18 protein-coding genes are annotated in these 25162 nt (G+C 42.7%); 5 read left to right on the forward strand and 13 right to left on the reverse strand.

The window, feature by feature from the left end:
- Positions 1-2 precede the first annotated feature (2 nt).
- Together HMPREF0659_RS10660 and HMPREF0659_RS10665 are read left to right on the forward strand one after the other, a co-directional pair.
- Positions 3-3203, forward strand: a complete 3201-nt coding sequence (locus HMPREF0659_RS10660) for an efflux RND transporter permease subunit (RefSeq protein ID WP_013265254.1) — start codon at positions 3-5, stop codon at positions 3201-3203.
- Entirely contained in the window at positions 3187-4608 is a 1422-nt protein-coding gene (locus HMPREF0659_RS10665; RefSeq protein WP_013265115.1) for a TolC family protein, read from the forward strand. The genes HMPREF0659_RS10660 and HMPREF0659_RS10665 overlap by 17 nt, the downstream gene beginning before the upstream one ends.
- A 468-nt stretch (positions 4609-5076) precedes the next feature.
- Here the strand turns inward: HMPREF0659_RS10665 and HMPREF0659_RS10670 are convergent, their stop codons facing one another.
- From HMPREF0659_RS10670 to uvrB, 10 genes are all read right to left on the reverse strand, one after another.
- The gene (locus HMPREF0659_RS10670; protein WP_013265753.1) at positions 5077-7149 is read right to left on the reverse strand and encodes a RagB/SusD family nutrient uptake outer membrane protein; all 2073 of its coding nucleotides are present in this window, start codon (positions 7147-7149) and stop codon (positions 5077-5079) included.
- 15 nt (positions 7150-7164) lie between these two features.
- Complete coding sequence (locus tag HMPREF0659_RS10675) at positions 7165-10413, reverse strand: SusC/RagA family TonB-linked outer membrane protein (protein ID WP_044046104.1); 3249 nt, start codon at positions 10411-10413, stop codon at positions 7165-7167.
- 579 nt (positions 10414-10992) lie between these two features.
- A complete protein-coding gene (locus tag HMPREF0659_RS10680; RefSeq protein WP_013265484.1) occupies positions 10993-11454 on the reverse strand; it encodes a hypothetical protein in 462 nt (153 codons plus the stop codon).
- 91 nt (positions 11455-11545) lie between these two features.
- Positions 11546-12013 (reverse strand): nucleoside deaminase, encoded by a 468-nt coding sequence (locus HMPREF0659_RS10685; RefSeq protein WP_013265623.1) that lies wholly within the window; start codon positions 12011-12013, stop codon positions 11546-11548.
- A 15-nt stretch (positions 12014-12028) separates the two neighbouring features.
- The gene (locus tag HMPREF0659_RS10690; protein WP_044046105.1) at positions 12029-12673 is read right to left on the reverse strand and encodes an HD domain-containing protein; all 645 of its coding nucleotides are present in this window, start codon (positions 12671-12673) and stop codon (positions 12029-12031) included.
- Between the two features lie 75 nt (positions 12674-12748).
- Positions 12749-13690, reverse strand: coding sequence for a 1,4-dihydroxy-2-naphthoate octaprenyltransferase (gene menA / locus HMPREF0659_RS10695; protein WP_013265705.1), 942 nt, complete (start codon positions 13688-13690; stop codon positions 12749-12751).
- A 20-nt stretch (positions 13691-13710) separates the two neighbouring features.
- Positions 13711-16107 (reverse strand): putative porin, encoded by a 2397-nt coding sequence (locus HMPREF0659_RS10700; RefSeq protein WP_013265443.1) that lies wholly within the window; start codon positions 16105-16107, stop codon positions 13711-13713.
- Positions 16108-16338, reverse strand: a complete 231-nt coding sequence (locus tag HMPREF0659_RS10705) for a hypothetical protein (RefSeq protein ID WP_004361511.1) — start codon at positions 16336-16338, stop codon at positions 16108-16110. It lies immediately after the preceding gene.
- 152 nt (positions 16339-16490) lie between these two features.
- Complete coding sequence (locus HMPREF0659_RS10710; RefSeq protein ID WP_013265270.1) at positions 16491-17450, reverse strand: DUF4468 domain-containing protein; 960 nt, start codon at positions 17448-17450, stop codon at positions 16491-16493.
- Between the two features lie 694 nt (positions 17451-18144).
- Positions 18145-20190: an excinuclease ABC subunit UvrB gene (uvrB, locus tag HMPREF0659_RS10715; RefSeq protein WP_013265188.1), complete on the reverse strand. Its 2046-nt coding sequence runs from the start codon at positions 20188-20190 to the stop codon at positions 18145-18147.
- Positions 20191-20339: 149 nt separating this feature from the next.
- Here uvrB and HMPREF0659_RS10720 point away from each other — a divergent pair, with 149 nt between their 5' ends.
- From HMPREF0659_RS10720 to HMPREF0659_RS10730, 3 genes are read left to right on the forward strand one after another with little or no spacing between them, the layout of a single operon-like run.
- On the forward strand, positions 20340-21164 hold the full coding sequence (locus tag HMPREF0659_RS10720; protein WP_013265044.1) for an outer membrane protein assembly factor BamD: 825 nt from the start codon (positions 20340-20342) through the stop codon (positions 21162-21164).
- 34 nt (positions 21165-21198) lie between these two features.
- Complete coding sequence (locus HMPREF0659_RS10725) at positions 21199-21540, forward strand: DNA-directed RNA polymerase subunit omega (RefSeq protein WP_013265878.1); 342 nt, start codon at positions 21199-21201, stop codon at positions 21538-21540.
- A 3-nt stretch (positions 21541-21543) separates the two neighbouring features.
- Positions 21544-21996: a DUF4293 domain-containing protein gene (locus HMPREF0659_RS10730; protein ID WP_013265140.1), complete on the forward strand. Its 453-nt coding sequence runs from the start codon at positions 21544-21546 to the stop codon at positions 21994-21996.
- Between the two features lie 675 nt (positions 21997-22671).
- On the opposite strand, the gene udk is transcribed toward HMPREF0659_RS10730, so the two are convergent.
- The 3 genes from udk to HMPREF0659_RS10750 are packed head-to-tail and all read right to left on the reverse strand — an operon-like array spanning position 22672 to position 25039.
- A complete protein-coding gene (udk, locus tag HMPREF0659_RS10740; RefSeq protein WP_013265493.1) occupies positions 22672-23298 on the reverse strand; it encodes a uridine kinase in 627 nt (208 codons plus the stop codon).
- Positions 23299-23348: 50 nt separating this feature from the next.
- Positions 23349-23936: a uracil-DNA glycosylase family protein gene (locus tag HMPREF0659_RS10745; protein WP_013265806.1), complete on the reverse strand. Its 588-nt coding sequence runs from the start codon at positions 23934-23936 to the stop codon at positions 23349-23351.
- A 59-nt stretch (positions 23937-23995) separates the two neighbouring features.
- Positions 23996-25039 (reverse strand): endonuclease/exonuclease/phosphatase family protein, encoded by a 1044-nt coding sequence (locus tag HMPREF0659_RS10750; RefSeq protein ID WP_013265838.1) that lies wholly within the window; start codon positions 25037-25039, stop codon positions 23996-23998.
- Positions 25040-25162 lie beyond the last annotated feature (123 nt).

Consider the following 25162-nt stretch of genomic DNA (forward strand, 5'->3'; position numbering starts at 1 on the left):
GTATGTTTAAGATCTTTATTCGTAGACCAGTGCTCTCTATTGTAGTATCATTGGTCATTGCCTTTATTGGAATTCTGTCGCTTTCAAATCTACCTATAACGCAGTTCCCATCCATCTCTCCTCCTAAGGTAAACGTGATAGCTAACTATCCAGGAGCAAATAATGAGTTGTTGGTAAAATCAGTTATCATCCCTTTGGAGCAGGCTTTGAATGGTATTCCTGGCATGAAATATATCGAAAGTAATGCGGGAAACGATGGTGAAGCAGAGCTAAATGTCGTCTTCAAGTTGGGAACCGATCCAAATGTCGATGCTGTAAATGTTCAGAACCGTGTGTCATCGGCTACCAATAAGTTGCCTGCGGAGGTTATTCGAGAAGGTGTAAAGATATCACGTGAAGAGCCAAACATACTTATGTATATCAATCTTTACAGTGATGACCCAAAGGTTGATCAGGGCTTCCTCTACAACTATTTCGATATCAACATATCACCAGAGTTGTTGCGTGTCGATGGTGTTGGCGACCTTGATATCCTTGGTACACGTAATTATGCAATGCGTGTATGGCTCCATCCAGACAAGATGATAGCCTACGGATTATCAACAGATGACGTCAGTGATGCACTTGAAGATCAGAATATAGAGGTCTCTCCGGGAAAGTTGGGAGAGAGTGGAGGACAACGTCCACAGGTCAAAGAGTATGTCTTAAAGTATCCAGGACGTTACACAACAGAGGATGAATATAAGAATATCATCATCAAGAGCAATAAAGATGGTAATATCGTACGCTTGAAAGACATTGCTGATGTACACTTAGGTAGCGAGGTATACGATATCTACTCAACCTTCAATGGACGTCCTTCAGCTGCTGTAACCTTGAAACAAGCTTATGGTAGTAATGCTCGTAACGTTATCACCAAGGTGAAGGACGCTATGGCTCATCTGCAAAAAGATATGCCTAAGGGGATGCACTATGAGATTAGCTATGACGTTAGCCGCTTCTTAGATGCAAGTATTGAGAAAGTAATACACACCTTGTTTGAGGCTTTCATCTTAGTAGCAATAGTTGTGTTCATCTTCTTAGGGGATTGGCGCGCCTCTATCATACCGATTATGGCTGTGCCAATATCACTTTTGGGCAGCTTTATTGCAATGATGTTATTCAACATAACGCTCAATATGATATCCCTCTTTGCCTTAGTCATGGCTATTGGTATTGTGGTGGACGATGCTATTGTGGTGATTGAAGCGGTGAATGTTGAGATCTCTCGCAACAAACTTTCACCTGTTGAAGCTACGGAAAAAGCCATGAAGGAGATCAGTGGAGCGATTATTGCAATCTCTTTAGTTATGGCTTCTGTATTCATTCCTGTAGCCTTTATGGGTGGTCCAGAGGGTATGTTCTATCGTCAGTTCTCAATCACAATGGCGTCAAGTATCCTCTTCTCTGGCTTTGTAGCCCTAACTTTGACTCCTGCATTGTGTGCCCTTATCTTGACAAAGGAGCAGGAGAACCATGTTAAATTAGGGTTTATTGGACGCGTCCTGCAACGCTTTAATGCTAAATTCGATAGTGGTAGCCGTAAGTACGAACGCCTCATACAACATACAGTAAAGAAGAAGTCTTTAACAATAATATTGATATTGGTGTTCTGTGGATTAGCATATTGGATCAATATGGGACTCCCTTCGGGCTTCATTCCACAAGAAGATCAGGGTATGATTTATGCCGTAATAGAAACTCCTCCAGGGGCTACTATCGAACGAACTAACGCTGTTGCGCAACAGCTTCTTAAGATAGCAGAGAAAGAAGAGGACGTCGAAAGCGTGTCTTCATTAGCTGGTTTTGAGATTCTTTCTGAGGGAACAAGTGCCAATTCTGGTAGTTGTTTGATTAACCTCAAAGACTGGAAACATCGCAAACGTACCGCAAAGGAGATTATTAGTGACTTGGAACAGAAATGTGAGAACATCACACAAGCAAACATAGACTTCTTTGAACCGCCATCAATTCCAGGCTATGGAGCTGCCAGTGGATTCGAATTACGTCTCTTAGATAAGACTGGTAAAAACGATTATCATGAGATGGAGCGGGTAAGCAAGGCGTTCGTTAAAGATCTAAACAAGCGCCCTGAGATTGGTAACGCGTTCACTTTCTACTCTGCGAGCTTCCCTCAGTACATGCTTCATGTTGATGACGAGAAAGCTTTACAAAAGGGAGTTAAGCCCGGAAAGGCACTGAACAACTTGTCAATCTTAGTAGGTTCAGATTACCAAACAGGATTTATTCTGTTCGGAAAACCTTATAAAGTAATTGTACAAGCTGCTCCACAGTATCGTGATTTCCCTAATCATCTATTAAGTCTTTATAGTAAAAATGAAGATGGGCAGATGGTTCCATATTCCGACTTTATGTCGCTTTCAAAGACTTATGGTATGAGTGAGATTACTCGTCATAACCTTTATAACTCCTCAGAAGTGACAGGAGCACAAGCACCTGGATACTCAAGCGGACAGGCATTGCAGGCTATTCAAGAGGTAGCACAACGCTCTCTCCCTAAAGGATATGACTATGACTGGGCTGGTATCTCTAAAGACGAAGCAGAACAAGGTAATACGGCTATCGTCATCTTCGTGGTTTGTCTCGTATTTGTCTACCTTATTTTGGCAGCACAATATGAGAATTTCCTACTGCCATTACCTGTGATTATATTCCTACCAGTGGGTATATTTGGAGCGTTCCTCTTCTTAAAAGTTTGTGGATTAGAGAACAATATCTATGCGCAGATAGCCTTAGTGATGCTCATCGGTTTGTTAGGAAAGAATGCCGTACTGATGGTTGAGTATGCTGTTCAGCGTAAGAATGCGGGCGAACGGATTTCTCAAGCAGCCATCTCTGCTGCTATTGCACGCTTCCGCCCTATTCTTATGACGAGTATTGCCTTTATAGCAGGTTTGATTCCATTGGTATTTGCCTCTGGTGCTGGTGCCATTGGTAACCGTACCATTGGTACTGCTGCTGTCGGAGGAATGGTCATTGGTACCTTAGGCGGCTTGTTACTCATCCCTGGCCTTTACTATATCTTTGCTGGAATGACTGACAAATTGGTACATTATCAGAAGGAGAAGCCACTGAGTGAAGAGAAAGATAAACGTTATAAGAACAAACAATTAAAAGAAAGTACTCATGACGACAAAGAGTAAACTATATCATGTCATTACTATTCTTGTAATCCTTATGAGCATCGTTGCCTGCAAAACACCGCAGGCTACAATGCCCAAAGATACGCTTAAGGACTCTTTACCAGCCTTATCCAAGGATAGTAGCGTAACCATATCTCCTGCATGGCGAGAGTTCTTCCAAGACCCAATGCTTCAGACACTGATTGAAACTGCCTTACAAAATAATCAAGATCTTAAGATTACATTGCAGGAACTGGCGATAGCAAGAAGTGCGATTAATGCTAAACAAGCTGCTCTCCTACCTTCTGTTACAGCAAATATTGGTGCGGGAGTTTCTAAAGTTGGCCGCTACACAGCTGAGGGAGCTGGTAATGTTGGTACGGAGATGACTCCTGGGCATAAGATTCCAACCGTTATTCCAGACCTCTCTCCATCACTACAAGTAGACTGGACCATAGATTTATGGAACAAATTAAATAGTGGTAAAAAAGCTGCTGTAGAGCGATATTTGGCTTCTGAAGCTGGACAACGTGCTATCAAAAGTCAGTTAGTGGCAGATGTAGCAGAGAACTATTATCTGTTGTTAGCTCTTGATTACAAGTTATCGGTTATGCAACAATACATCTCGCTACAGAAGGATGCAGTGAGAATCGCTCGTATTCAGAAAGAAGCTGATGCTGATACGCAATTAGCTGTCGAGAAGTTCGATGCAGAATTGGCTAAAGCACAGGCTGATGAGTACCTTCTACGTCAGTCTATCGTTGAGACGGAGAATAATCTAAACCTTCTATTAGGTAGATTTCCTCAAACCATACAACGCACAAAAGTTGACTTCTTACAGCTGCCAATGCCTACAACTGCACATTCCTTATCTACTCAACTCCTATTACAACGTCCTGATGTTATTCAAGCTGAGCACCAGCTAAAGGCTGCGAAATGGGATGTGGAGACTGCGCGTAAAGAGTTTCTCCCCTCGTTTAATATCTCTGCGGCTATTGGATTAAATGCTTTTAACCCTAAGTACTTATTCAAACTACCAGAGTCTTTGGCGTTTAATGCCTTAGGTGGACTTACCGCTCCTCTCATCAATAAGAAGGCTATTCAAGCCAACTTCGCTCAGGCTGATGCGTTACAGATAGAGGCTCTTTATAATTACGACAAAACATTGCTTACAGCTTTTATTGAAACAAGTACGCTGCAATCTAAGATTTCTAACATTAAGTTGCTCCAACAATTTAAGCAGAAACAGAACGATGCTTTGGTAAGAGCCGTTTCAGCTGCTCAAAAACTATACCTCAATAACAGAGCTACTTATTTAGAGGTGATAGATAGTGAGCGCGGACAGTTAGACTGTAAAATGGAACTGATTGATGCAAAGTCACAACAGCTCTCAACCCTTATAGAAATGTATAGTGCGTTCTTTTAGCACTAAGAAAGACTAAGGATTCCACTTTCTGCAGCTAAAAACGATGTTTTATTACGCTGCGGAAGGATTGAATTTTCTTTACATTGCTTCTATATATTTACGCTTAAAAAGGGGGAAAAACAAGCTCTAAAATCGATTTTGTAAGTCGTTTGCTATCAATGAGTTACAAAACAGCATTTCAAAAGGTGCTTAGTAAGACTTCAAAAGGGCGTTACTTGCATTGCAAAAGGGCATCTTTTAGAAGCCAATTGGGCGTTAATTGAAAGCCAAAAGAGCGTCTTTTGATTTTCATCCTTTGAAGTTTATTTACAAAATAGAGGAGATTAAAGAGGGATACACATCAACTTGTGCATCCCTCTTTTCGTATCATTCCTCGGCTTCCCATCACCTCATAGTCTTTTACTCGGTCAAAAAATGAGAGTGGAAAAGTTAGTGTGGGAATGTTTAATATGAGGAGGTATGAGCGGATTAGTCGCTCAAACCGAAGAGTTCTTTATAACCTGGGTTTTGCGTTAGCTGCTTGTTGAGCGCACGCTGACTGGTAGGAACCATGCTTAAGTAGTAAGTATCTAACCATCCACCATGTGCAAGTGGACTCTCGTAGGTATAGATCCAGCCACTTCCAGCACTGTTGTTCTCAGCAGAAGCCCTACCACTTCTCATGATTTCCTCGTAGTCTACAAACTGACCTGAGTAGGCATTAGCCTTTGGTGCATAGATATTGTCAGTAGCTGTTGTCCACAAACCACAAGGCTGACGATTGACATAATAGGCAGCCTTTGCCCAACGACGAATGTCATAGAAGGCAAAGCCCTCACCGAACAACTCAATCTGACGCTCGCGGCGAATCTCCCACAAGACTGGGTTTACATTGTAGTTGCCGAACTTTCCGCCCTTACCAGTCCACCAAGGAGCATTGCCCTTGTCACGATTAGGGTCGAAACTGTCGTTGATGTCAGCCACTGTCATATGTGCAACACCAGCACGATCGCGCAGCTTGTTGATAGTCTTATCTGCCACAGCTTGGTCGAACTGCTGCAATTCCCATGCAGCCTCAGCATAGTTCAACAACACCTCTTCAATCTTAAAGATTGGTTTATCAGCTGTACAGAAAGCCGAAGAACCGGTTGAGAACTCCCACATATCATAGTTCTTCCAGAAGTAGTAACCCGTACGACAACGCATGTATGGTACACGAGAGTCGGTCGTGAGGTTAGGGCTCACTGGTGTAAGCGCAGCACCCCAGTTCTGTCCAGGACATCTCTTCATACCCTCACCGCCGTAAGAACCACCACGCAAACACTTCTCGTTAGCACCCATATAGTCGATGTAGTAACGATACTTGGCAGCCTCATCAGCTGTAACGACGTGTCCTTGGTTGTTATCACCCGCTTTCAAGAACTTCCAACTCTTGAAGGTATTCACGTTATCAACCGCCCCTTTATGAGGCGCAACAACGTAAGGAGGCTGGATATTCTGGTAAAGACGAGGGTCACGATCAGCGAAGGTACCCCACATATCTTTGCCCTTACCACCTTGATAGCCTGACGCTGTATTGCCAATAGGCAAACCATTCTTCATCAAGAACATATCCACCGTGTACTGAGGTACATCGGCAGAGTTGGCAGCAATGTGTTCAAAGTCGTTATAACGATTCATCAAAACATTGTTAACAAACTCCTTATAGAAGATAACTCCCGGCTTACCCTTTAGGCTCTCTGTGGTCCACATCTCACCATATCCAGTAGCAGGTTGGTTTTGCTTATCCTCGCCCTTATAAAGGGTTGGATAAGCATCCATCAGTTCCTGCGAAACCGTTAGACACTTCCGTAGATAGGTTTCATAAGGCTCGTTGAGTCCATGATACTTCGCCCATGTACCTTCGCGGAGCAAGAAACGTGACAAAGCTGCCTTAACAACATTTGCATTCACCGTGTTATCACCATCGTTAAAGTTGCCAATGTTTGCCGCAGCATACTCCAAACGCGCCACGATACTATCTGCCACTTCGGCACGCGGGGTACGTGGTCCGTAGCTTTCTGGCGAACTCTCGTCAAGCACTTTGTTCACCCAAGGCACATCACCAAAGCGGTCGATGAGTTCCATATACCAGTAAGCTGAGAAGAAATAAGCCACCGAACGCCAATGAGCAGCTTGTGCCTCTGTGAGCGCACCGTCATTGAGATGACTCAACATAATGTTCACTCGACGGATATAAGAGAAGTCCCAACCTCCACCATCAGCTGTTGCCGTGATGGTTTGATAGGCATATGGGTTGCGAGCATTATCACGATGGGTTACCAATCCACCATACCAATCGCCATAGAATTGCGCATTCATATAGCTGTTGTTGATGCTGGTATGAATCGTGGTGTTCGTAAACATCTCATAACAAGGGTTCATAAACGCCTTGAAGTTATCGTATTCCTTAAACGCATTCTCCTCGGTGAGGTCGGTCAAAGGGTATTTCTCAAGAAAATTATCATTGCATGCCGTTAGCGTTGTTGCTGCAACACAGATAGCTGTTAATATCTTTTTCATAAGTACTTATTATGATTAGAATGTGATACTTGCACCTAAAGAGATAGTGCGGTAATATGGATAGCCCCATGAAATGCCGTTGCTTAGAGCGTTAGCAGTTGAAGAAGGCGCTGTACCTTCTGGGTCATAGCCCTTTGGCAGACTGCTGAATGTAGCGAGATTTTCGATACTTAGATAGAACTTAGCATCTTGTATGAAAGCTCTTCTTACCCATTCTTTAGGCAACGTATAGGCAAGTGTGATATTCTTTATACGCATATAGGCTGCATTCTGCAGATACTTGTCGCTTACACGAGTGTTAGAACCCACATTGTTACCTTGATCATAAATACGGAACAGCTTACTATCTGGATTTACAGGAACCATATAATCGCTGCTTGATGGGTCGTAACTCTTAGCTCTCCAATAGTCGGTTTGGTTCGCATAGAGTGCTTGGAACACTGCATCGCCTGCTCCTGCGCCACCGAATGGGAACATTGCTGGACCGCCAAGCCAGTAGTCTCGCTTGCCAACACCTTGCAAAAGAACTTCTAAACTCCATCCCTTATAAGAAGCACCGAGGCTAATACCGAACTGATAACGTGCTGCGTCATTACCAATTATCTTACGGTCACCAGGGTTATCTACGGTATTATCGCCTGCATTGATTACACCATCAACACGCAAGTCTTTGAACTTCACGTCACCAGGTTGTGGATTATAACCATTGATTTTTACTACACCTTCTTTCAAAGTCCAAGTCTTATGCTTTGCATCATCTACATTGAAGTCGTTGATGGTGTAGTATCCATCCGTCTCATAACCCCATATTTCACCGATTTTTCTTCCTACATAATAGTCTGAAAGCAGGCGAGACTCGTTATTAAACTTCGTGATTTCTGCCTGACTATCATAGATGTTGAAACCTACATGATAGCCGAAGTCACCAATCTTATCGCGCCATGTGACGTTAAGTTCCCATCCTCTGTTCTTCATGTCTGCCACGTTCTGCAGCGGAGCGGCTGTACCTACAACCTTAGGAATCTCTATTCCAGCTGCCAACATACCCGTTGTACGACGGTCGAACCAGTCGAATGTAGCGGTAAGGCGATTCTTAAAGGCATAGAGATCGAAGCCAATATTAAGCGTAGTAACCTTCTCCCAAGTGAAGTTGCGACTTACCAAGCCCGGAGAAGTGATGTAAGTGGTCTTTCCTTCAGCATCCAAGATGTAAGTACCATTGCTATGTAGGCTCATTACAGGTGAGAACTGATAAGGACTGATACGCTGATTACCAACCGAACCGTAGGATGCACGCACCTTAAAGTCGTCCAACCAGCTGCGTGACCAGTTCATAAACGACTCCTGACCTAAACGCCATCCCACACTCACTGATGGGAAGAAGCCGAAGCGATGACTCTTAGGGAACTTAGAAGAACCGTCATAACGACCGTTTAATTCAAGTAAATAGCGGTCCATGAAAGAATAGTTCAGACGTGCAAAACCACTACGGATAGAATACTCAGAGTACTTATCATCAATGGTCTTCTCACCTGTTCCGCCTGCAAATGATGGTACGGTAGGAACTGCCTGAGCAAGTACATTACCATAGAAATAGCGATAGAACGACTTTTCTTGGTTGAAACCAGCCATCGCTTTGAATGAATGTGCACCCCAAGAATGGTCGTAATTAGTAAAGATATTCAACGCATTATACTTTGTTGTAGCATCATACATACGATAGAAGTCCTGACCTTTCTCGGTTGAATACTTAGCAGCCAACTGCACATCAGCAAATCTAAATCTGTTAGAATAAAACTGATAGTGCTCATCAGTGCGGTTATAGGTGTACTCACCAGTAACAGTCCAACCCGGCAACAGCTTGAAGATAGAGCGCAAAGAGATGCGTGGCACAGACTGCTCACTAAAGGCAGAAGGTGCATTGGTCAACATATTAAGAGGTGTCTGCGATGGTAAATCATCTGAAATACCAAGGATATCACCCGGAATGAGTCCTTCTGGGTAATAGTTAATCAAACGAGTTGAATAGAAACCACTCATGTTACCAACGTTCTCAGGCGACTGTCGCACTGAATTAGTATAGGTAAGGGTTGCCTCTTGCGTAAACCATTTCTGCAAATCAGCTGAGACAAAGCCGCTGATTGTCTTACGTCTAAACATATCTTTATCTGTAACCAATGGTCCATTCTCACGGCTCAAACTTCCTGAAACACGGTAGCGTATCTTGTCAGTTCCGCCAGAGATGGTCAGATTATGGTTGGTAATTGAACCTGTTGTAAGGATGTTCTTAGCCAAATTCTTCTCTGACAACCAGTAAACACGGCCATCAGTATCCTTGAAGATACCATCACCAACGGTTGCAACAGATGAAGGATCAGTCTGATACTTCTGCAAATAGTCGCGCCACTTGCTTACATCACCATTACCAGCCCAGTAAGAATTAGAATAACCAGCCTCAAGATAAGCATCCAAATACTGCATCAAAGAAGCCTGCTCCAAATGGTTGAGCGACTGTTCCCATCCTAAACTAAAGTTGTAGTTAGCTGTGAAACGAGCATCGTTCTTCGGATGTTTCAGTGTTACCAATATCACACCGCCTGCTGCACGCGCACCATAAATAGCCGAGCTGGCAGCATCTTTCAATACCGTTACACTCTCTATGTCTTCAGGGTTCAGCGTACTCAGGTCGCCTTCTACGTTATCAATCAAGACTAACGGACCACCACCATTGATGGAAAGCGTACCACGCACGTTCAAAGACTTGGAATAACCGGGTCCTGATCCACCACCAATAGTAAGTCCAGGCATAGCTCCTTGCAGTGCAGCTGCAGCATTCACCACAGGTCTATCACCCAAAACGTCGCTCATCTTCACTTGAGAAACGGAGCCAGTGAGGTTGGCTTTCTTTTGTAATCCATAACCAACAACCACCACTTCGTCAATGGCTTTGACATTACTTTTCAGTGTTACAGCCATATTAGCAACTGCCTTCAACTCTGACTCGTCAAAACCTACGTAACGGAAAACCAGCGTAACGCCAGTTGGCACCTGTATAGAGAACTGTCCGTCGAGGTCGGTAATCGCTCCGTTTGACGTTCCTTTCTGCATAACAGTTGCCCCGACGAGCGGTTCACCTTGGCTGTCTTTTACAGAACCTGTGATTGTTGTTAACGTTTGCGCATCCACACACAGTGGGACAAGCAACAGCATGATGAGCAAAAGCCTGCCCATCGCTTTCATAGTTCGATGTAGATAAATGTTCATTTGTATAAATTTAGGTAAATTGTTTTCAGTTATCTATAGCTTCATTTTAGGTTGGCTATTCGCCATTATGTGCGTTCATATCGCCATCTCTGCGCCATGTCACACACATAGTAGTATGCCTTTTCAGGCGTAACCCTGCTTCTATTTAGTCGACTGCAACAACGTTCAAACTATTCTTTTACTTGTTGTGCGTTTAGGTTTATTCTTGCTTGCAGCTGGGTTAGTAATTGTTTAGGGTTGTAAAGATATATAATTACATCAAATAAAAGGGGTATGCTTAACAATTATTAAGCATTTAAGGCTCTGTACTCCATTATATTTTAGAAACGCAGGTGTGCTTTTGTAGCATTATATTAGGCATAAGTTGTTTTCAGACAGAGAATATATTACAAGGGATTTGGTACTCCGCACCATTGGTGCAAAGTATCAACACCAAACGTGCGAAGCATCCGCACCACATGTGCGGAGCATCAACACATCAATAGAAAAGACTATGAGCAAGGCTTAATCATATACTATTAAATACGAATGACAAAGGTTTGTGAGAATTATTGACCTATCAATATTATTTTATTGTAATCATCTTTCTGCAATAACTACCCTACCCTGTCTGCCTGTCTTGATAGTAAGGGGAGAAGTCCCGCGGCAACCTGACATACGGTAAACTTCATAGGAGGTGTTTGGTCGTAAGGGAAGCCGACGAAGAAACAAGGTATCTCCACGTAAAACAACATTACAACAAGTGGGAAGGTTGTTGATTTCAAGGACAGATGGATTGTAACTATCATACCAAAAGGCGTGTACATTCTTATTATAAATGACAGAGAACTCATCTGATGCATCTTCACCGCTAAAGTATAAGCAGCCACCACAGACACAACCTTGCTCCACAACGAAAGCTTGTTTATCTATATCGAAAGCAAGACCTACGCCATCAGAACAGCCTTGTAGGAATACTAAGATGAATTCTATCATCAACGTTGAAAGGAACACTGTGATAAAAAGTATTATATTCCTCGTCTTTAATACTCTTCTCTTCATCACCTAAAAGTTTATTCGTAGTAAGTATTTCATAAACAAAAAGGTCAATATAAACAGCAGTATGCTTACATTGACTTATCGTTAGAGGATATCAATATTCTGTTTTATCCGTCTTTGCTGTCCATTGCTTAAAGACTTCTAACGCTTCATTGCGCAAAAGGATTTCTGATGGCTTCTTGCGATATTGCGGTTGCACGGCTATCTCCTGATAGATGAAATCGTCATCAAAACCAATGTCGGCAGCATCTTTGCGGTCGTTGGCATAGTAGATCTTATCGAGGTGAGCCCAATAGATAGCGCCAAAGCACATAGGACAGGGTTCGCAAGAGGTATAGATTTCGCAACCGCTGAGGTCAAAGGTGTTCAATTTCTGACACGCTTTGCGGATTGTAGAGACTTCTGCATGCGCTGTTGGGTCGTTGTAAATGGTCACACCATTGCTTCCTTCGGCAATAATTTCGCCGTTACGGGCAATGACTGCACCAAATGGACCGCCCCCATTTCGTACACTGTCGGCAGAGAGTTCGATAGCTCTCCGCATTAATTCTTCTTTCGTCATTTCAGTTGTATTTTGTTAGTTCTTTTCGTCTTGTTCACGTATCTGCTGATAGATGCGGTCAAACACCTTTCTTAGCTCCGCCTCACTGTCAATCGTCTTACGGATTGTTTCAAGATTCTTTGCATTCGGTGAGCCTGGAATCCATAGTTTCAGATAGCCAGAACGACCATATTTCTCTTTCATGTGGTCGCGGAAACGCTGCCACATCTGTTCATCATTCTTCTCTGGATAGTTCTCAATACCATAGAGAATGGCACGTGAGAAGACGACTTCTGGCTCAAGGTCACGGTCAGCCTCAGCAACAATCTTACCATAAATGCTGCGTGGTACACGTGAACTACTTGCCCGATGGTCTTCGACAGCCTCCTTCATAATCTTCAACTGCTCGGCTGAGAACCATTTTCGAAGTCGTGCATCGGCAATGAGAATCTTACCACTGGTGATATGATGAATGGCTCGTGGTCCTGCCATACCAAGGTCGTGATAGGCGGCAATGACATATACCATATTCACATCGGCACCCGTTACGGCTGCCAAAGCAAGTGAACTCTTAATGACACGCTGCACGTGTCCGAGTCCATGGCTCTTTCCAAAGTCATTATAGCGTGGGAGTATCTGTCGCTCCACAAAGTTCATTAGTTCGAGGTTGGGTTGGGACATAGGGATTGGGTGAGGGGTGTTGGATGTTGGGTGATGATGAAGTGAGGGATTAGGTGAGAGAAATTAAAAGCGGTTTTATAAACCAACTAATGCAATCGTGGTTGCTATACCATAGATTAGCATGTTCCGAGCAGTTTGCGCCAAGATGATATTTAGGTCCTTACCTTTCTTTATCTTCTTCATCAGCATGGCTGTCTTGTAATGCAAGATATTATAAGGTGCAAAGATGATGACCAAGAGAATAAATGTAAGAAAATTATGCCTATCTTCTAAAGAGAGAAGGAAAGATAACTGAATAAATGCCATAAGCCCCAAAGCTAAATAGAGTTTTTCAGCCTTTTCCTCACCTATTCTCACAATGAGGGTTATCTTTCCATCACGTTTATCATTCTCTCTATCACGGTAGTTGTTGACAACAAGCAGGGTATCTATCACCAAACCGCAAATGACACCCGACATAATAACCTCAAAGCACAGGGCTTGAGAATGGTCAGGAAGGATGACATAGGTAGTGAAAACGACTGGTACAATACCAAAGAAGACCAGCACCAAGACGTCGCCTAAGCCAAGATAAGAAAAGAATGTGGTGTAGAGGAAGGCAAAGAGAACACAAGCTGCACCAACGAGTATCATTTCCCAACCACCAAAGAAGATGAGGGGAATACCAACAAGAGAAGCTAACAACGAAGTGATAACAAGTCCTATGCGCATGGCAGGAAGAGTTATCCAGCCCTCAGAACAAGCCCGCTTCGGACCTAAACGAGTGGCACGATCATCATTACCTTTCAAACAATCGAAGTAGTCATTGATGAAGTTGGAGTCTATCTGCATCAGAAAGGCAAAGAGAAAACAAAGAATGGCAGGGATAACCCGAAAGTTCTCCCCGCCACTTAGCTTCCAAGCCCAACCAGTTCCTATCATTACAGGTACCATTGCACCTGTGAGCGTCTTCGGACGCGCAGCAAGTACCCATGCAGAAAGACTGTTGGTCTTTATCTTGTCATTCTCTGAAATCACGTATTCGAATGTCTAAACGATTAGTTAAAGAAGTTCCAGCTGATACCAAACTGCAATACACGCTGGTTCAATGGGTAGTGAGGCGTATAGAAATACTTACCCCCATCAGCACTGTTTACATGCGTAAACATCACATAGAAGCGAGTATGCTGTAACTGGAAGTTAGCATAAGCATTCAAATGTGGATAGTTACCAATCTTTGTACGGCTCGCATCGGTCTCCTGTATACCAAAAGCACCGATTCCAGGTATGTACTCTGGCGCATAATAACTTGTGAAGTAACGACCGTCAACACCAAGGTCAACATCCAACACACGTGCTATCTTGAATCGTATAAACAGATTACTATATGCGTTAAATGTTGGTACTGGGAGTATTTCTGCCTTACTTGATTTCTGGAATGTCAGTACATTTTGCCAGTTGAAGATACCCAAACGGAAGTCTTGTTGTAGCTGTAAAGTCAGCAAGTTGATAGGACTGCTGGACTGATGAACATTCAAGTTGTTGTGCTGTACAAGGTAGTTATCACCGCTTTGGATGCGGTCGTTTTGTATACCAAAGTAGGTATAGTTCTTAAGAACATCATAACCAACACGCAACTTGGTGCGTGTCTTCTTCAAAGAGAACTCACCCAAGATGCGAGAATGTATCTCTTGATTGAGGTTATTGTCCCACATATAATGCTTACCATAGTACTGACCCATAAAGAAAGATGGAGCAGAACGGTGGAAGAAAGCTGTTGCTGCGAGTTGAACTGTGTCACCCAAAAGAGGGAAACCGAGGTCAGCATGACCATCAACATGAACCTGCCCTGCCCTACTTCCAGCCAACCAAGCCTCAGCACTAACATCATAATGGAAAGTCTTACCGAGTGTTTTCAACAGCTGACCACCGACAGAAATGTCATGTTGGTTCCATGTCTTGTCACCATTATAGAAGGCAACAGTACTCGCACTTGGCGTTATCATTGAAGGAAGAACATAATGGCGCAACTCATAGGAAAGGAAAGCTTTCAGCCCAGCCTTCGCCCATTTGTTGAATCCCTCAAGCAAAGCAACAGCAAAGGTATTCTTCAATGACCAGTGCTTTGTCGTATCATAAATCGAATCATTGGCTGCAGTACCATAGTTAAAGTAGTTCTGCGCATAGAAATCAGTCGGAGTTTCGTATGCTTGATAGATACGACGGTAATTATCGAAACGCACTGTATGAATGAAACTCGTCACAGGAACATACTCGTCCTTCATCCATTTCTGAGTAGAATCCTTAGCCAAAGCATCCTGTTTCTTGAGGTTTGCCATCTGAGTAGAGTCCTCCAAATTAACCGTCATACGCTCATTGCCATTCGCATTGTCCGCTGTTGTCTTCACTTGTGACGCATCTCCAGCAATGACAGCATCATCTGGACGGCCCGCAGAACGCTTCTCCTTATCGTAAGCTTCCTCATCAAACTTCTCGCCCTTTGCCTTTGCACGGCGACGAGCCTTCTCTTTATCCTGTTGTGCTTCTTGTGCTTTCTGAGATTTAAGAGCAAACTGCTTTGCCTTAATCTCCTCTTCCGTCATCGGCACTTTACGGAAGAAACCGAGGCTATAACGGTGATTGAAGAACACATGTTGATTATCATTTCTATTCCAATTCTGCTTCAAAATGGTTGGAATCTCTTCTTCACTATAACTATCACGGAATGACTCTGGATGTGTGATATAGGCATCATTGGCAATACCACCATTCTCTGTAACCTTCTGATGATTCAGAGAAAGAAGCAGATGTGCCTGATAGCGTTCGCCTAAATAGCTTCCCCACATTGAATAGTTAAAGTGAGAAGCACTCTGACTGCTATAATATCCACGTCCATAAAGGTAATCAAACTTAAAGCCAAAACCCCACTCCTTACCCGCATTCACCGCAAAGATTGCCTTAAATCGGTCTTCTCCGTTGTTTCTGTTACCAGCGGTATTATAAGAGAGAACCGTGATTGGCGAAAGGGTTGAGGTAAACTGGAAGTTGTTTGGCTGTACGATAAACATATCATACGGGTCGAGGAAGAAGAATTCTGACGTGGCAGGACGATCAATAAAGATACGATTCTGACGTGGAGAACCCAAGTTTCCTAAGGTGTTATACTCCCCTCGCTTGCCGTAAGTGAGGTTAGAATTCATATACATATACGACAGCGTATCGGGAACAGCAGCTTTGCGGTCACCGAAACGTTCATCAATCGTCCACACCTTCAAGCCACGTGGTATCTCCTTATGCTCACTTTGTATAGAATCCGAACGTCCTATGTTACGATTGTTTCTATAACCATCAGCCGTGAATGTACCATCATCATACGGAGTGGTGCCGTCTGTCTGTGCCATAGCAGCATTAGCCACTAACACAAAAAGGGAAAATAAGATAGTAAGTTTCTTCATTTAACGAATAAAACGGAGTACGCTTTCGACCATCTTAAAGACCATCGAAACAAGAATAATAATTGTACCAGTCGTAGTGTTATCAGTTAAGAAATAGACAATCACACCAACAAGCGCACCTAACATAAAGATGATGTTAAGCCATTGGCGGATAGGAAGAAACCTATCTTCTGTCTCACGTTTATGACGACGACGTTCTGGACGACGTGCCGTACTATTCTGTAGTTCCATTTTCTTTTCTTTATTGTATTAAAAGTGTTTGCCAGTAGCTTTGCTTTAACGCTTTATTCAGCGCATTAGAATAGGCAAAGACCAAACGTACATAAAGGCGTTATCCCAACCCATCACCACTGACACACCCAAAAGTATATCCCTTCTTTGTCTTACTTCAATGCCTGCGCGAAGCCTTCAAAGATACTATTCTTACGGTCAACAGTAGCACGACGGAACTTACCAGATACAGGCAAGAGACGAGTCTGCTTCTTATTGACAGCATACTTATCGGTAATCCACTGCTCTGCCGATAGGTCAGAAACATTGCCTTGAACATCATAACGATAAGTCAAACGATTCATTGTCAATGTTGCCTGACCATCACGACAAGTTGCTTGAAGCACATAGTTAAACTGCGTATAGTCTAATGAGAGGAACGAAGATGAGAAAATCAACTTCTCACGTATCGTTGCCACAATACTATGCTCACCCTTATTCACCAAGGCAACCTTACTACCACTCAACTGATTGTCGCCCTGCGTAAGTTCTGTAAGATAAGCAAACGCCTTGTCATAGAGTTCGTCAGCAGTTGCTCCGGGTACATTGAATGTTTCAGTCCATACCACCTGACCGTTCACCTCTGGTATGATACCCTTCTGAAGATAAAGGTCTTTGTTTGCTTTAGTGTCTGTACTCACGTTCTTATTTGCACGTGCAGCAGCAGTAGCTGGCGTTGTTGGAACAACCCACGCATCTGATGAAGCGTTGCTAACAGCCTTTGTAGTGGTTGCCGCAGCCTTTGTTGCTGGTGCTACTGTAGTCGTCTGAGCTTTATTAGCAGCCTCACTGAGTGCCTCCGCCTCACGTGACAATCGTTCAGCCTCAGCCTTCATATCAGCAATCTTCTTTTCTATATCCTTTGCTTTCGCCTTATCCTCAGCTTCCTTCTTGGCTCTTGCTTCAGCCTCAGCCTTCGCTTTTGCAGCGTTTGCCTTCGCCTGTTCCAAGGCAGCCTTAGCCTCTTCTAACTGGCGTTGTGCCTGTTCCAACTTCTGTTCTGGAGTCAGCGTAGTCTGTGCCGCAGCCATCATTGGAAGGCACATAAACAAGAATATCAAAAATTTCTTCATATGTTCAAACTTTTATCTAATGACAATTTAACAAGCAAAGATACAAATTATTGTTTGCTTTATCGAACCTTTCAGCAAGTTTTTATCTTTTTTTATTGAGACAGGGTAATGGAAGACAAGGTATTATAAATACAAAGTAACAGATGAAACGGAAGACAAGGTATTACAAAGACAAAGTAACAAAAGAACAAAACAGGGTAATGCAAAGACAAAGTAACAAAAGAACGAATGTTTACAGTGGTATAATTTGTCCTATATTTTCATATTCCACTTTCTTAAACATGCTCTTTTGGCTTCTTAAAGACGCCCAATTGGCTTGCAAAAGGTGCCCTTTAAGACCCTTACTAACGCCCTTTTGAAGTCCAATTAAGCACCTTTTGAAAAGCTATTTTATAACCTACTGATTTACTGCCGATTGCAAACCTACTTTTTATTCATATTTTTCATCTATATCAGAAATTCTTTACCTAAAATATTGTAATAGTTTTTCAAAACCTCGTAGCAACTTTTTCACCATGACCCAAACGAACTAAACAAACATTTTTTCGCCCTTCTCTTACCCCTCTTTTTACATTTTACATCTGGGGTATCTCGCATTTTACTCCCCTCCCTTTGGGGGAGGGGTCGGGGGAGGGGCTGGTTGGTTTCGTTAGCTTGGTTTCGTTGGGCTGGATGATTGGCTTTGTTGTCTTGCCTATTTCCCTTCCAACTCCTTCTGCAAACGTATTATCTCATCACGATACTGCGCTGCCTGTAGGAAGTCGAGGTCTTTTGCTGCCTGCTTCATGAGGATAGTTGTATTAGCAATACTCTTCTCCAACTGTGCTTTACTCATCTTCGCAACAATTGGGTCAGCAGCAAAGAGAACACCATTATTTGGTTCAACGTATGCCTGTCCGACATTCCTACCGATAGAAGCTGTCTCTGCGGTGAGATTCGATTCACCACCCACTGGCAGTGTACCCTTAATTGCTTTGACAATCTGTGTCGGAGTAATATTATTTTCCTCGTTGTATTTCAACTGCTTCGTACGTCTTCGCATTGTCTCATCGATGGTCTTCTGCATACTCTCTGTGATGTTATCGGCATACATAATCACCTTTCCATTCACGTTACGAGCCGCACGTCCTGCCGTCTGTGTCAAACTTCTATGACTGCGGAGGAAACCTTCTTTATCAGCATCAAGGATAGCTACCAATGAAACCTCTGGCAAGTCCAATCCCTCACGCAAGAGATTGACACCCACAAGAACATCATAGATACCCGCACGGAGGTCGTTGATAATCTTAATACGGTCCAAACTGGCAACATCACTATGGATATAAGCCGTACGGATATCGTGATTCAGCAGGTATTCGGTCAACTCCTCTGCCATTCGTTTGGTCAGTGTCGTCACCAAAACACGCTCTTCCTTCTCTGCACGGATAACGATTTCGTTCATCAAGTCGTCAATCTGATTCTCTGATGGGCGCACCTCTATCTCTGGGTCGAGCAAACCAGTAGGACGGATAACTTGTTCAACGACAACACCTTCCGATTCAGCCAACTCAAAATCAGCTGGGGTAGCCGACACATAGATAATCTGATGAATCAAATCATGAAATTCCTCGAAGCGAAGCGGACGGTTGTCAAAGGCTGCAGGAAGTCGGAAACCATATTCCACAAGATTCTTTTTTCGGGCTCGGTCGCCACCATACATCGCTGAAATCTGCGGTACACTCACATGGCTCTCATCAATCACCATCAAGTAATCTTCTGGGAAAAAGTCTAACAAACAGTAAGGACGCATTCCCGCCTCTCTACCATCAAAATAGCGTGAATAGTTCTCAATACCAGAGCAATGACCGAGTTCCTTAATCATCTCTATGTCATACTCCACACGTTCCTTGATACGTTGTGCCTTAATGTTATCCCCTATCTCAGTGAAGAAATCAACTTGCTTCACCAAGTCATCTTGTATCTGACGAATGGCTCCTTCGGTCTGTTCCTTAGACGTAACAAAGAGATTGGCTGGGTAAATTTCATAAGCATCGAAGGTAGCAAGGCGATGGAAATCGACAGCATCCACCTCTTCGATAGAATCTATCTCATCATCCCACCACGTAATACGCAGGACATTGTCGTTATAAGCCATTGCAATATCCACCGTATCACCCTTCACACGGAAGTTTCCACGCTGTAGTTCGATGTCATTACGCATATAAAGCGCATCGACCAAGCGTCTTAAAAAATCATTACGATCAATGACTTGACCCTTCTTGATAGAAATGACATTTCCCTTCATGGCTATTGGCGCTCCCATACCGTAGATACACGAAACGGAAGACACAACGATAACATCCTTACGACCTGATAACAAAGAAGATACAGCCGACAAACGCAACTTATCAATCTCGTCATTAATCGCAAGATCTTTCTCAATATAGGTATCCGTCACAGGCATATACGCCTCTGGCTGATAATAATCATAATAAGAGACATAATACTCCACAGCGTTATCGGGAAAGAAAGCCTTCATCTCCTCATAAAGCTGTGCAGCCAAAGTCTTGTTATGCGACAAGATAAGTGTGGGTTTATTGACATTCGCAATCACGTTCGCAACTGTAAACGTCTTACCCGAACCCGTCACACCCAAGAGCACCTGACTCTTATCACCACGCTCTAATCCGTCTGTAAGTTCTCTGATTGCCTCCGGCTGGTCGCCCGTCGGTTTATATTTCGATGTTAATTTGAAGTTCATTTTCTATACGTCAAGTGAATCAATCTTTGATTGCAAAGATACAAAAAAGCGCTGATAGTACATAATTAATAGTGATTTTTTGCTAAAAAAGCGAACCTCCTTTGCGTATTTATAGAATAATATGTAACTTTGCAGTTCAAAGTCAAATTATGAAGAAAAGAATTCTCATTGGCATTTGCGCTGTTTTGCTATTGACAAGTTGCGCACACGAATATAATCAAGTCTACAAGACAACTAACAACGATTATAAATACGAATTTGCAAAGGAATGCTTTGCAAAGGGAAAGTATGGCTTTGCTGTGCCCCTTTTGCAAGACCTTGTGACAATCGAGAAAGGTACTGATAACGCACAGGAATGTCTCTATATGCTCGCTATGGCGGAGTATTGCTTGAAGGATTATCAAGCTGCTTCAGAGACATTCAAGAAGTATTACCAGACTTACCCACGTGGTCAGTATGCTGAAATGGCATCCTTCTACATTGGACAGAGTCTCTTTGAAGGAACCCCTGAGCCACGTCTTGACCAGACTCCTACCGTCGCAGCCATCGCAGCTTTCCAAGAGTATTTGGACATCTTCCCAAATGGCAAGATGAAAGAAACTGCTCAGCAACGCCTCTTTGCATTGCAGGATAAGCTTGTCCGCAAGGAGTATCTCAATGCAAAGTTATATTATAACCTTGGCTCTTACTTTGGTAACTGCACCAGTGGTGGTAATAACTATGAGGCTTGTATCATCACCGCACAGAATGCTTTGAACGATTATCCTTATAGCGACTTACGCGAGAACTTCGCCATCCTTGTTATGAAGAGTAAGTTTGAACTTGCTCAAATGAGTGTTGAGGAGAAGAAGGTACAACGTTTCCAGGATGCAGAAGACGAGTGCTACGGATTTATCAACGAGTACCCAGAGTCAAAGGAACGCAAAACAGCTGAGGATTACATCAAGAAGTGTAAGCAAATTACAAAAGATTAAAGAATAATAGACTTATAAAATATAGACAATTAGAATGGATTACAAGAAGTCAAAAGCACCGTCAAATACGGTAACCCGAGATGTTCAGGAACTTTGGAAAGATACTGGTAACATCTATGAGAGTGTTGCTATCATAGCAAAGAGAGCAAACCAAATCTCGGTTGAAATTAAGCAGGACTTGAGTAAGAAACTTGCTGAGTTTGCTTCTTATAACGATTCTCTTGACGAGGTATTTGAGAACCGTGAGCAGATTGAGATTAGCCGTTACTACGAGAAACTACCTAAGCCAACTTTGTTAGCTACTCAGGAGTTCATCGATGGTGACGTTTATTGGCGCGATCCTTCTAAGGATGCTCTGAACGAGGAAGAAGATTAAATTATGATACAGAGGAAACAAACTGTATTCCTGTTTCTTGCATTGCTTACTACCATTGCGTGCCTCTGTCTACCTGTAGGTGGCTTTGAACCAAAGGGTATGGGTGCAGAGAGCATGTTAATGAATCTCTGGATAAGCGATGCTAACGGTGGTAAGGACTTTAACGTATGGGCGTTGTTTGCTATTCTTTTAGTAACTTGTCCTATCAACCTCTTCGCCATCTTCGACTATCATAACCGCAAGCGTCAGGCTCGTTTCTGTACGTTCTCCATGTTAATGATTATTGGTTGGTATGTGGTTTATGGTGTGTTCAGCCAAGTATTGATGACTGGCTTCGACTTCCACATAAAGTTTGCGGCCTGTCTTCCACTCGTAGCTTTCATCCTCTTGTGGCTTGCACGCCACTCTATCCTTGCCGATGAAGCCTTGGTAAGAGCAGCTGACAGAATCAGATAAAACAAAAGATTCCAACATAAAAGCGACAGCATTAAAGGTTATCCCTTGATGCTGTCGCTTTTTTATTAGATATTCTGATCTATGAAGTGAGAAGAATCAATCTTATATACGAGAGAAAACTATTACAAATCTTACAAGAATAGTTTTATATTATGTTGCTGTCATTTTAACATTTCAAGTTATCTAACTGTAAAATAACAAGTTAGGAGAACACATTGGATGATAGCAATGACAGCAAAACTTGTTTCAAGTAAACTTTCTTGTAAAGAGTGTCGTGATATAGCGTTCAAAACTATTCAATCTTTATATAGAAATCAAAAGGTTCAAGGAGAGATGACACCTAACATTTTAACCCAACTCTCTAAGTTAAGCTTATATATAGTCCTTACTATGGTATTGTTTCCTATTTGGATTTAATAAGGTTATAAACCGCCCAATCGATTACTATCAGCCACTCGCACCATTGGTGTTTACCTTCCGCACCATATGTGCGGAGGCTCCGCACGTTAATAAGAGCGTTTCATCTCTCATACAGAAGATCCACTTTCAGAAGTAAACTTTATAACTTTACATATCGGATGAAGCTTTTATTATTAGGCTTATTAGCCTAATTGGACCAATAAGTCTAATATCCTCAATAAAAAAAGACAGGCAATCGCCTGTCTTTACATATTCTTAATCCGCTGGTATTAAGCCTTCGATATACTTACAGAGGATGTTGATACCCTTTACATTCTCACCTCCCTGTGGGATAATCACATCAGCATAACGCTTAGTAGGCTCGATGAACTGTTCATGCATTGGCTTCAATACTTCTAAATAGCGGTCTACAACCATTGAAACCGTACGACCACGGTCTATCGTATCACGCTGAATATTACGGATAAGGCGCTCATCAGAATCACAATCAACAAAAATCTTGAGATCCATCATATCACGCAGACGCTTGTTGCTCAATGCCATAATACCCTCAACGATGATTACAGGCTTTGGCTCTACATGAATAGTCTCTGGTAAACGATTACTGAGAATATAACTATAGGTTGGCTGTTCAACAGCTTTTCCCTCACGCAACTCATTCACCTGCTTAATGAGTAGCTTCCAATCAAAGGCGTCTGGATGGTCGAAATTGATTGCCTTGCGCTCTTCATCGGTAAGTTCTGTCGTGTCATTATAATAAGAATCCAACGGCACAACAGCCACATAATGAGGAGGAAGACTCTCTACAATTTTCTTCACTACAGTGGTCTTTCCTGAACCAGTACCACCTGCTATTCCTATGATAGTTATTTTATCCTTCATATTGGTTGATTTTATTATTCTTATTATTGGGCTTATTGACCCAATTAGGCTTATTTGCCTAATATCCCTAAATCCCTAAACATCTTTTCGTAATACTCTGCCTTTTTCTCGACCTTCATCGGATAAGCACGACTACTACTTGGCTCACGATAAAGGTATAATGTCCGGTCCTCAAAGCTAAACTCCTTGCGATCTCCCATCTTCATCTTACGTGCATCAATACCATAATGCTCTGTAAAGACCGTTGTTGCTAATTGCCCTGCTGCCAACACAGCCTTACACTCTGGCAATGAACGAAGCATGCCATCAAGGTCAGCATGCTCAATGATTTCTAAGTCTTTATCAGACGCCGTACCTGTTGTACGATAGATACGCAAGGCAGTATCGAAGATAGCTATGCCCTTTTCTTTTAAGAAGGACTTGAGCAAATCAAGCTTATAGGTCTTCTTTTCTTCATCCACAAAATACTGCTTATCACCGAAGAAGATATGACCAAAGATTCGCCACATATCATTCGTGTAATTAGGGTAATACCATTCCATACACCAACGTTTTGGTGCTGGTGGGAAGGTTCCTAACAGCAACAATTTGGCATTGGATGGGAGCCACGGTTCAAAAGGATGGGTTTCTATTTCCATTGTTTTATTATTCTCAATAAGGCTTATTGGACTAATTAGCCTAATAAGCCTAATAATCTTTACTGCTGCTTAGCAAAGTAAGCTACAACTGGTAAGTGGTCTGAATAACCATCGAGCCACACACCACCAGCAGTGGTTCGCTTGGTATTACCCTTATACTTACCTGACTCTTGGAAGAGATAATCACGACGGAAGATTTGGTTCTTCCAGAACTTCAACTCTGAGAAGTCTTTCTTACCGTCTTTATTCAGCAAGTTAGGAGTCATGATAATCTGGTCAAAGAGATTCCATTTGCCCTGATACTGCAAAGTTCCTGTTCCTTCCTTTACAAGGACATTATACCAAGGATTGTACATATCATCTGCACCAACCTCGTTGATTTCGCCCTTTGCTGACAGACACTCATACATACTCTTATTGGTTGGGTCGTCATTCATGTCACCCATTACAAGCACCTTCACCTTTGGGTCTTCACGAAGAAGTGAGTCCTTCAACGCCTTTACCTGCTTACCACCCAACTCACGATAGTAAGAACCTGCACCACGACTTGGCAAATGGCACACAACAATAGTCACGTGTTCTCCTGCCAATGTACCACTTACAGTAAGGAAGCCACGTGTAGCACGAGTGCTGTCCTTTGGTAAATCATAAACATAAGGTACCAACTTTGTATTTCTTACGGTAAAGAGTTTTGGATTATAAATCAAGGCACAGTCGATGCCACGATGATCGGGTCCTTCGATATGTACATACTTATAGCCACGTTTCGCCAACTCTGGCTGGGATGTGAGGTCGTCCATTACATGGTCGTTCTCAACCTCTGCTAATCCTATAGCCGCACAACCAATATTCGGAAGTACATCTGTACCCATCTCTGCCAATACCGATGCCATATTATGCAACTTATGACTATACTTCATTTCGTTCCACTGATAACTACCAGTCGGCGTGAAATCGTGGTCGTTTTTCCCTTCATCATGTGTTGTATCAAACAAATTTTCTACATTATAGAAGCCTATAGCATAAACAGAAAACTTCTTCTGGGCTGAAGCTGACGTACCGAAAAGAACGGCACAGAAAAGAACTAATAGTAACTTTCTCATTATTTTTTATGTTGTTGTTTTTATCAGAGCGTCTAAACAAAGACTTATAGTACCCTGGGAATCAGCAATAATACGAAAATAAAAGCATAAGCTGATATGCACTCGACTTTTAAGTATAGACAC

The organism is Prevotella melaninogenica ATCC 25845, assembly GCF_000144405.1.
Taxonomy (GTDB): domain Bacteria; phylum Bacteroidota; class Bacteroidia; order Bacteroidales; family Bacteroidaceae; genus Prevotella; species Prevotella melaninogenica.

Coding starts and splice junctions, on each gene's coding strand:
- udk (WP_013265493.1), bottom strand. CDS start 23,298: ATGAAGGATAAAATAACTATCATAGGAATAGCAGGTGGTACTGGTTCA.
- HMPREF0659_RS10685 (WP_013265623.1), bottom strand. CDS start 12,013: ATGACGAAAGAAGAATTAATGCGGAGAGCTATCGAACTCTCTGCCGAC.
- HMPREF0659_RS10670 (WP_013265753.1), bottom strand. CDS start 7,149: ATGAAAAAGATATTAACAGCTATCTGTGTTGCAGCAACAACGCTAACG.
- HMPREF0659_RS10665 (WP_013265115.1), top strand. CDS start 3,187: ATGACGACAAAGAGTAAACTATATCATGTCATTACTATTCTTGTAATC.
- HMPREF0659_RS10725 (WP_013265878.1), top strand. CDS start 21,199: ATGGATTACAAGAAGTCAAAAGCACCGTCAAATACGGTAACCCGAGAT.
- HMPREF0659_RS10730 (WP_013265140.1), top strand. CDS start 21,544: ATGATACAGAGGAAACAAACTGTATTCCTGTTTCTTGCATTGCTTACT.
- HMPREF0659_RS10690 (WP_044046105.1), bottom strand. CDS start 12,673: ATGTCCCAACCCAACCTCGAACTAATGAACTTTGTGGAGCGACAGATA.
- HMPREF0659_RS10750 (WP_013265838.1), bottom strand. CDS start 25,039: ATGAGAAAGTTACTATTAGTTCTTTTCTGTGCCGTTCTTTTCGGTACG.
- HMPREF0659_RS10745 (WP_013265806.1), bottom strand. CDS start 23,936: ATGGAAATAGAAACCCATCCTTTTGAACCGTGGCTCCCATCCAATGCC.
- HMPREF0659_RS10660 (WP_013265254.1), top strand. CDS start 3: ATGTTTAAGATCTTTATTCGTAGACCAGTGCTCTCTATTGTAGTATCA.
- HMPREF0659_RS10700 (WP_013265443.1), bottom strand. CDS start 16,107: ATGAAGAAACTTACTATCTTATTTTCCCTTTTTGTGTTAGTGGCTAAT.
- HMPREF0659_RS10705 (WP_004361511.1), bottom strand. CDS start 16,338: ATGGAACTACAGAATAGTACGGCACGTCGTCCAGAACGTCGTCGTCAT.
- uvrB (WP_013265188.1), bottom strand. CDS start 20,190: ATGAACTTCAAATTAACATCGAAATATAAACCGACGGGCGACCAGCCG.
- HMPREF0659_RS10710 (WP_013265270.1), bottom strand. CDS start 17,450: ATGAAGAAATTTTTGATATTCTTGTTTATGTGCCTTCCAATGATGGCT.
- HMPREF0659_RS10675 (WP_044046104.1), bottom strand. CDS start 10,413: ATGAACATTTATCTACATCGAACTATGAAAGCGATGGGCAGGCTTTTG.
- HMPREF0659_RS10720 (WP_013265044.1), top strand. CDS start 20,340: ATGAAGAAAAGAATTCTCATTGGCATTTGCGCTGTTTTGCTATTGACA.
- HMPREF0659_RS10680 (WP_013265484.1), bottom strand. CDS start 11,454: ATGAAGAGAAGAGTATTAAAGACGAGGAATATAATACTTTTTATCACA.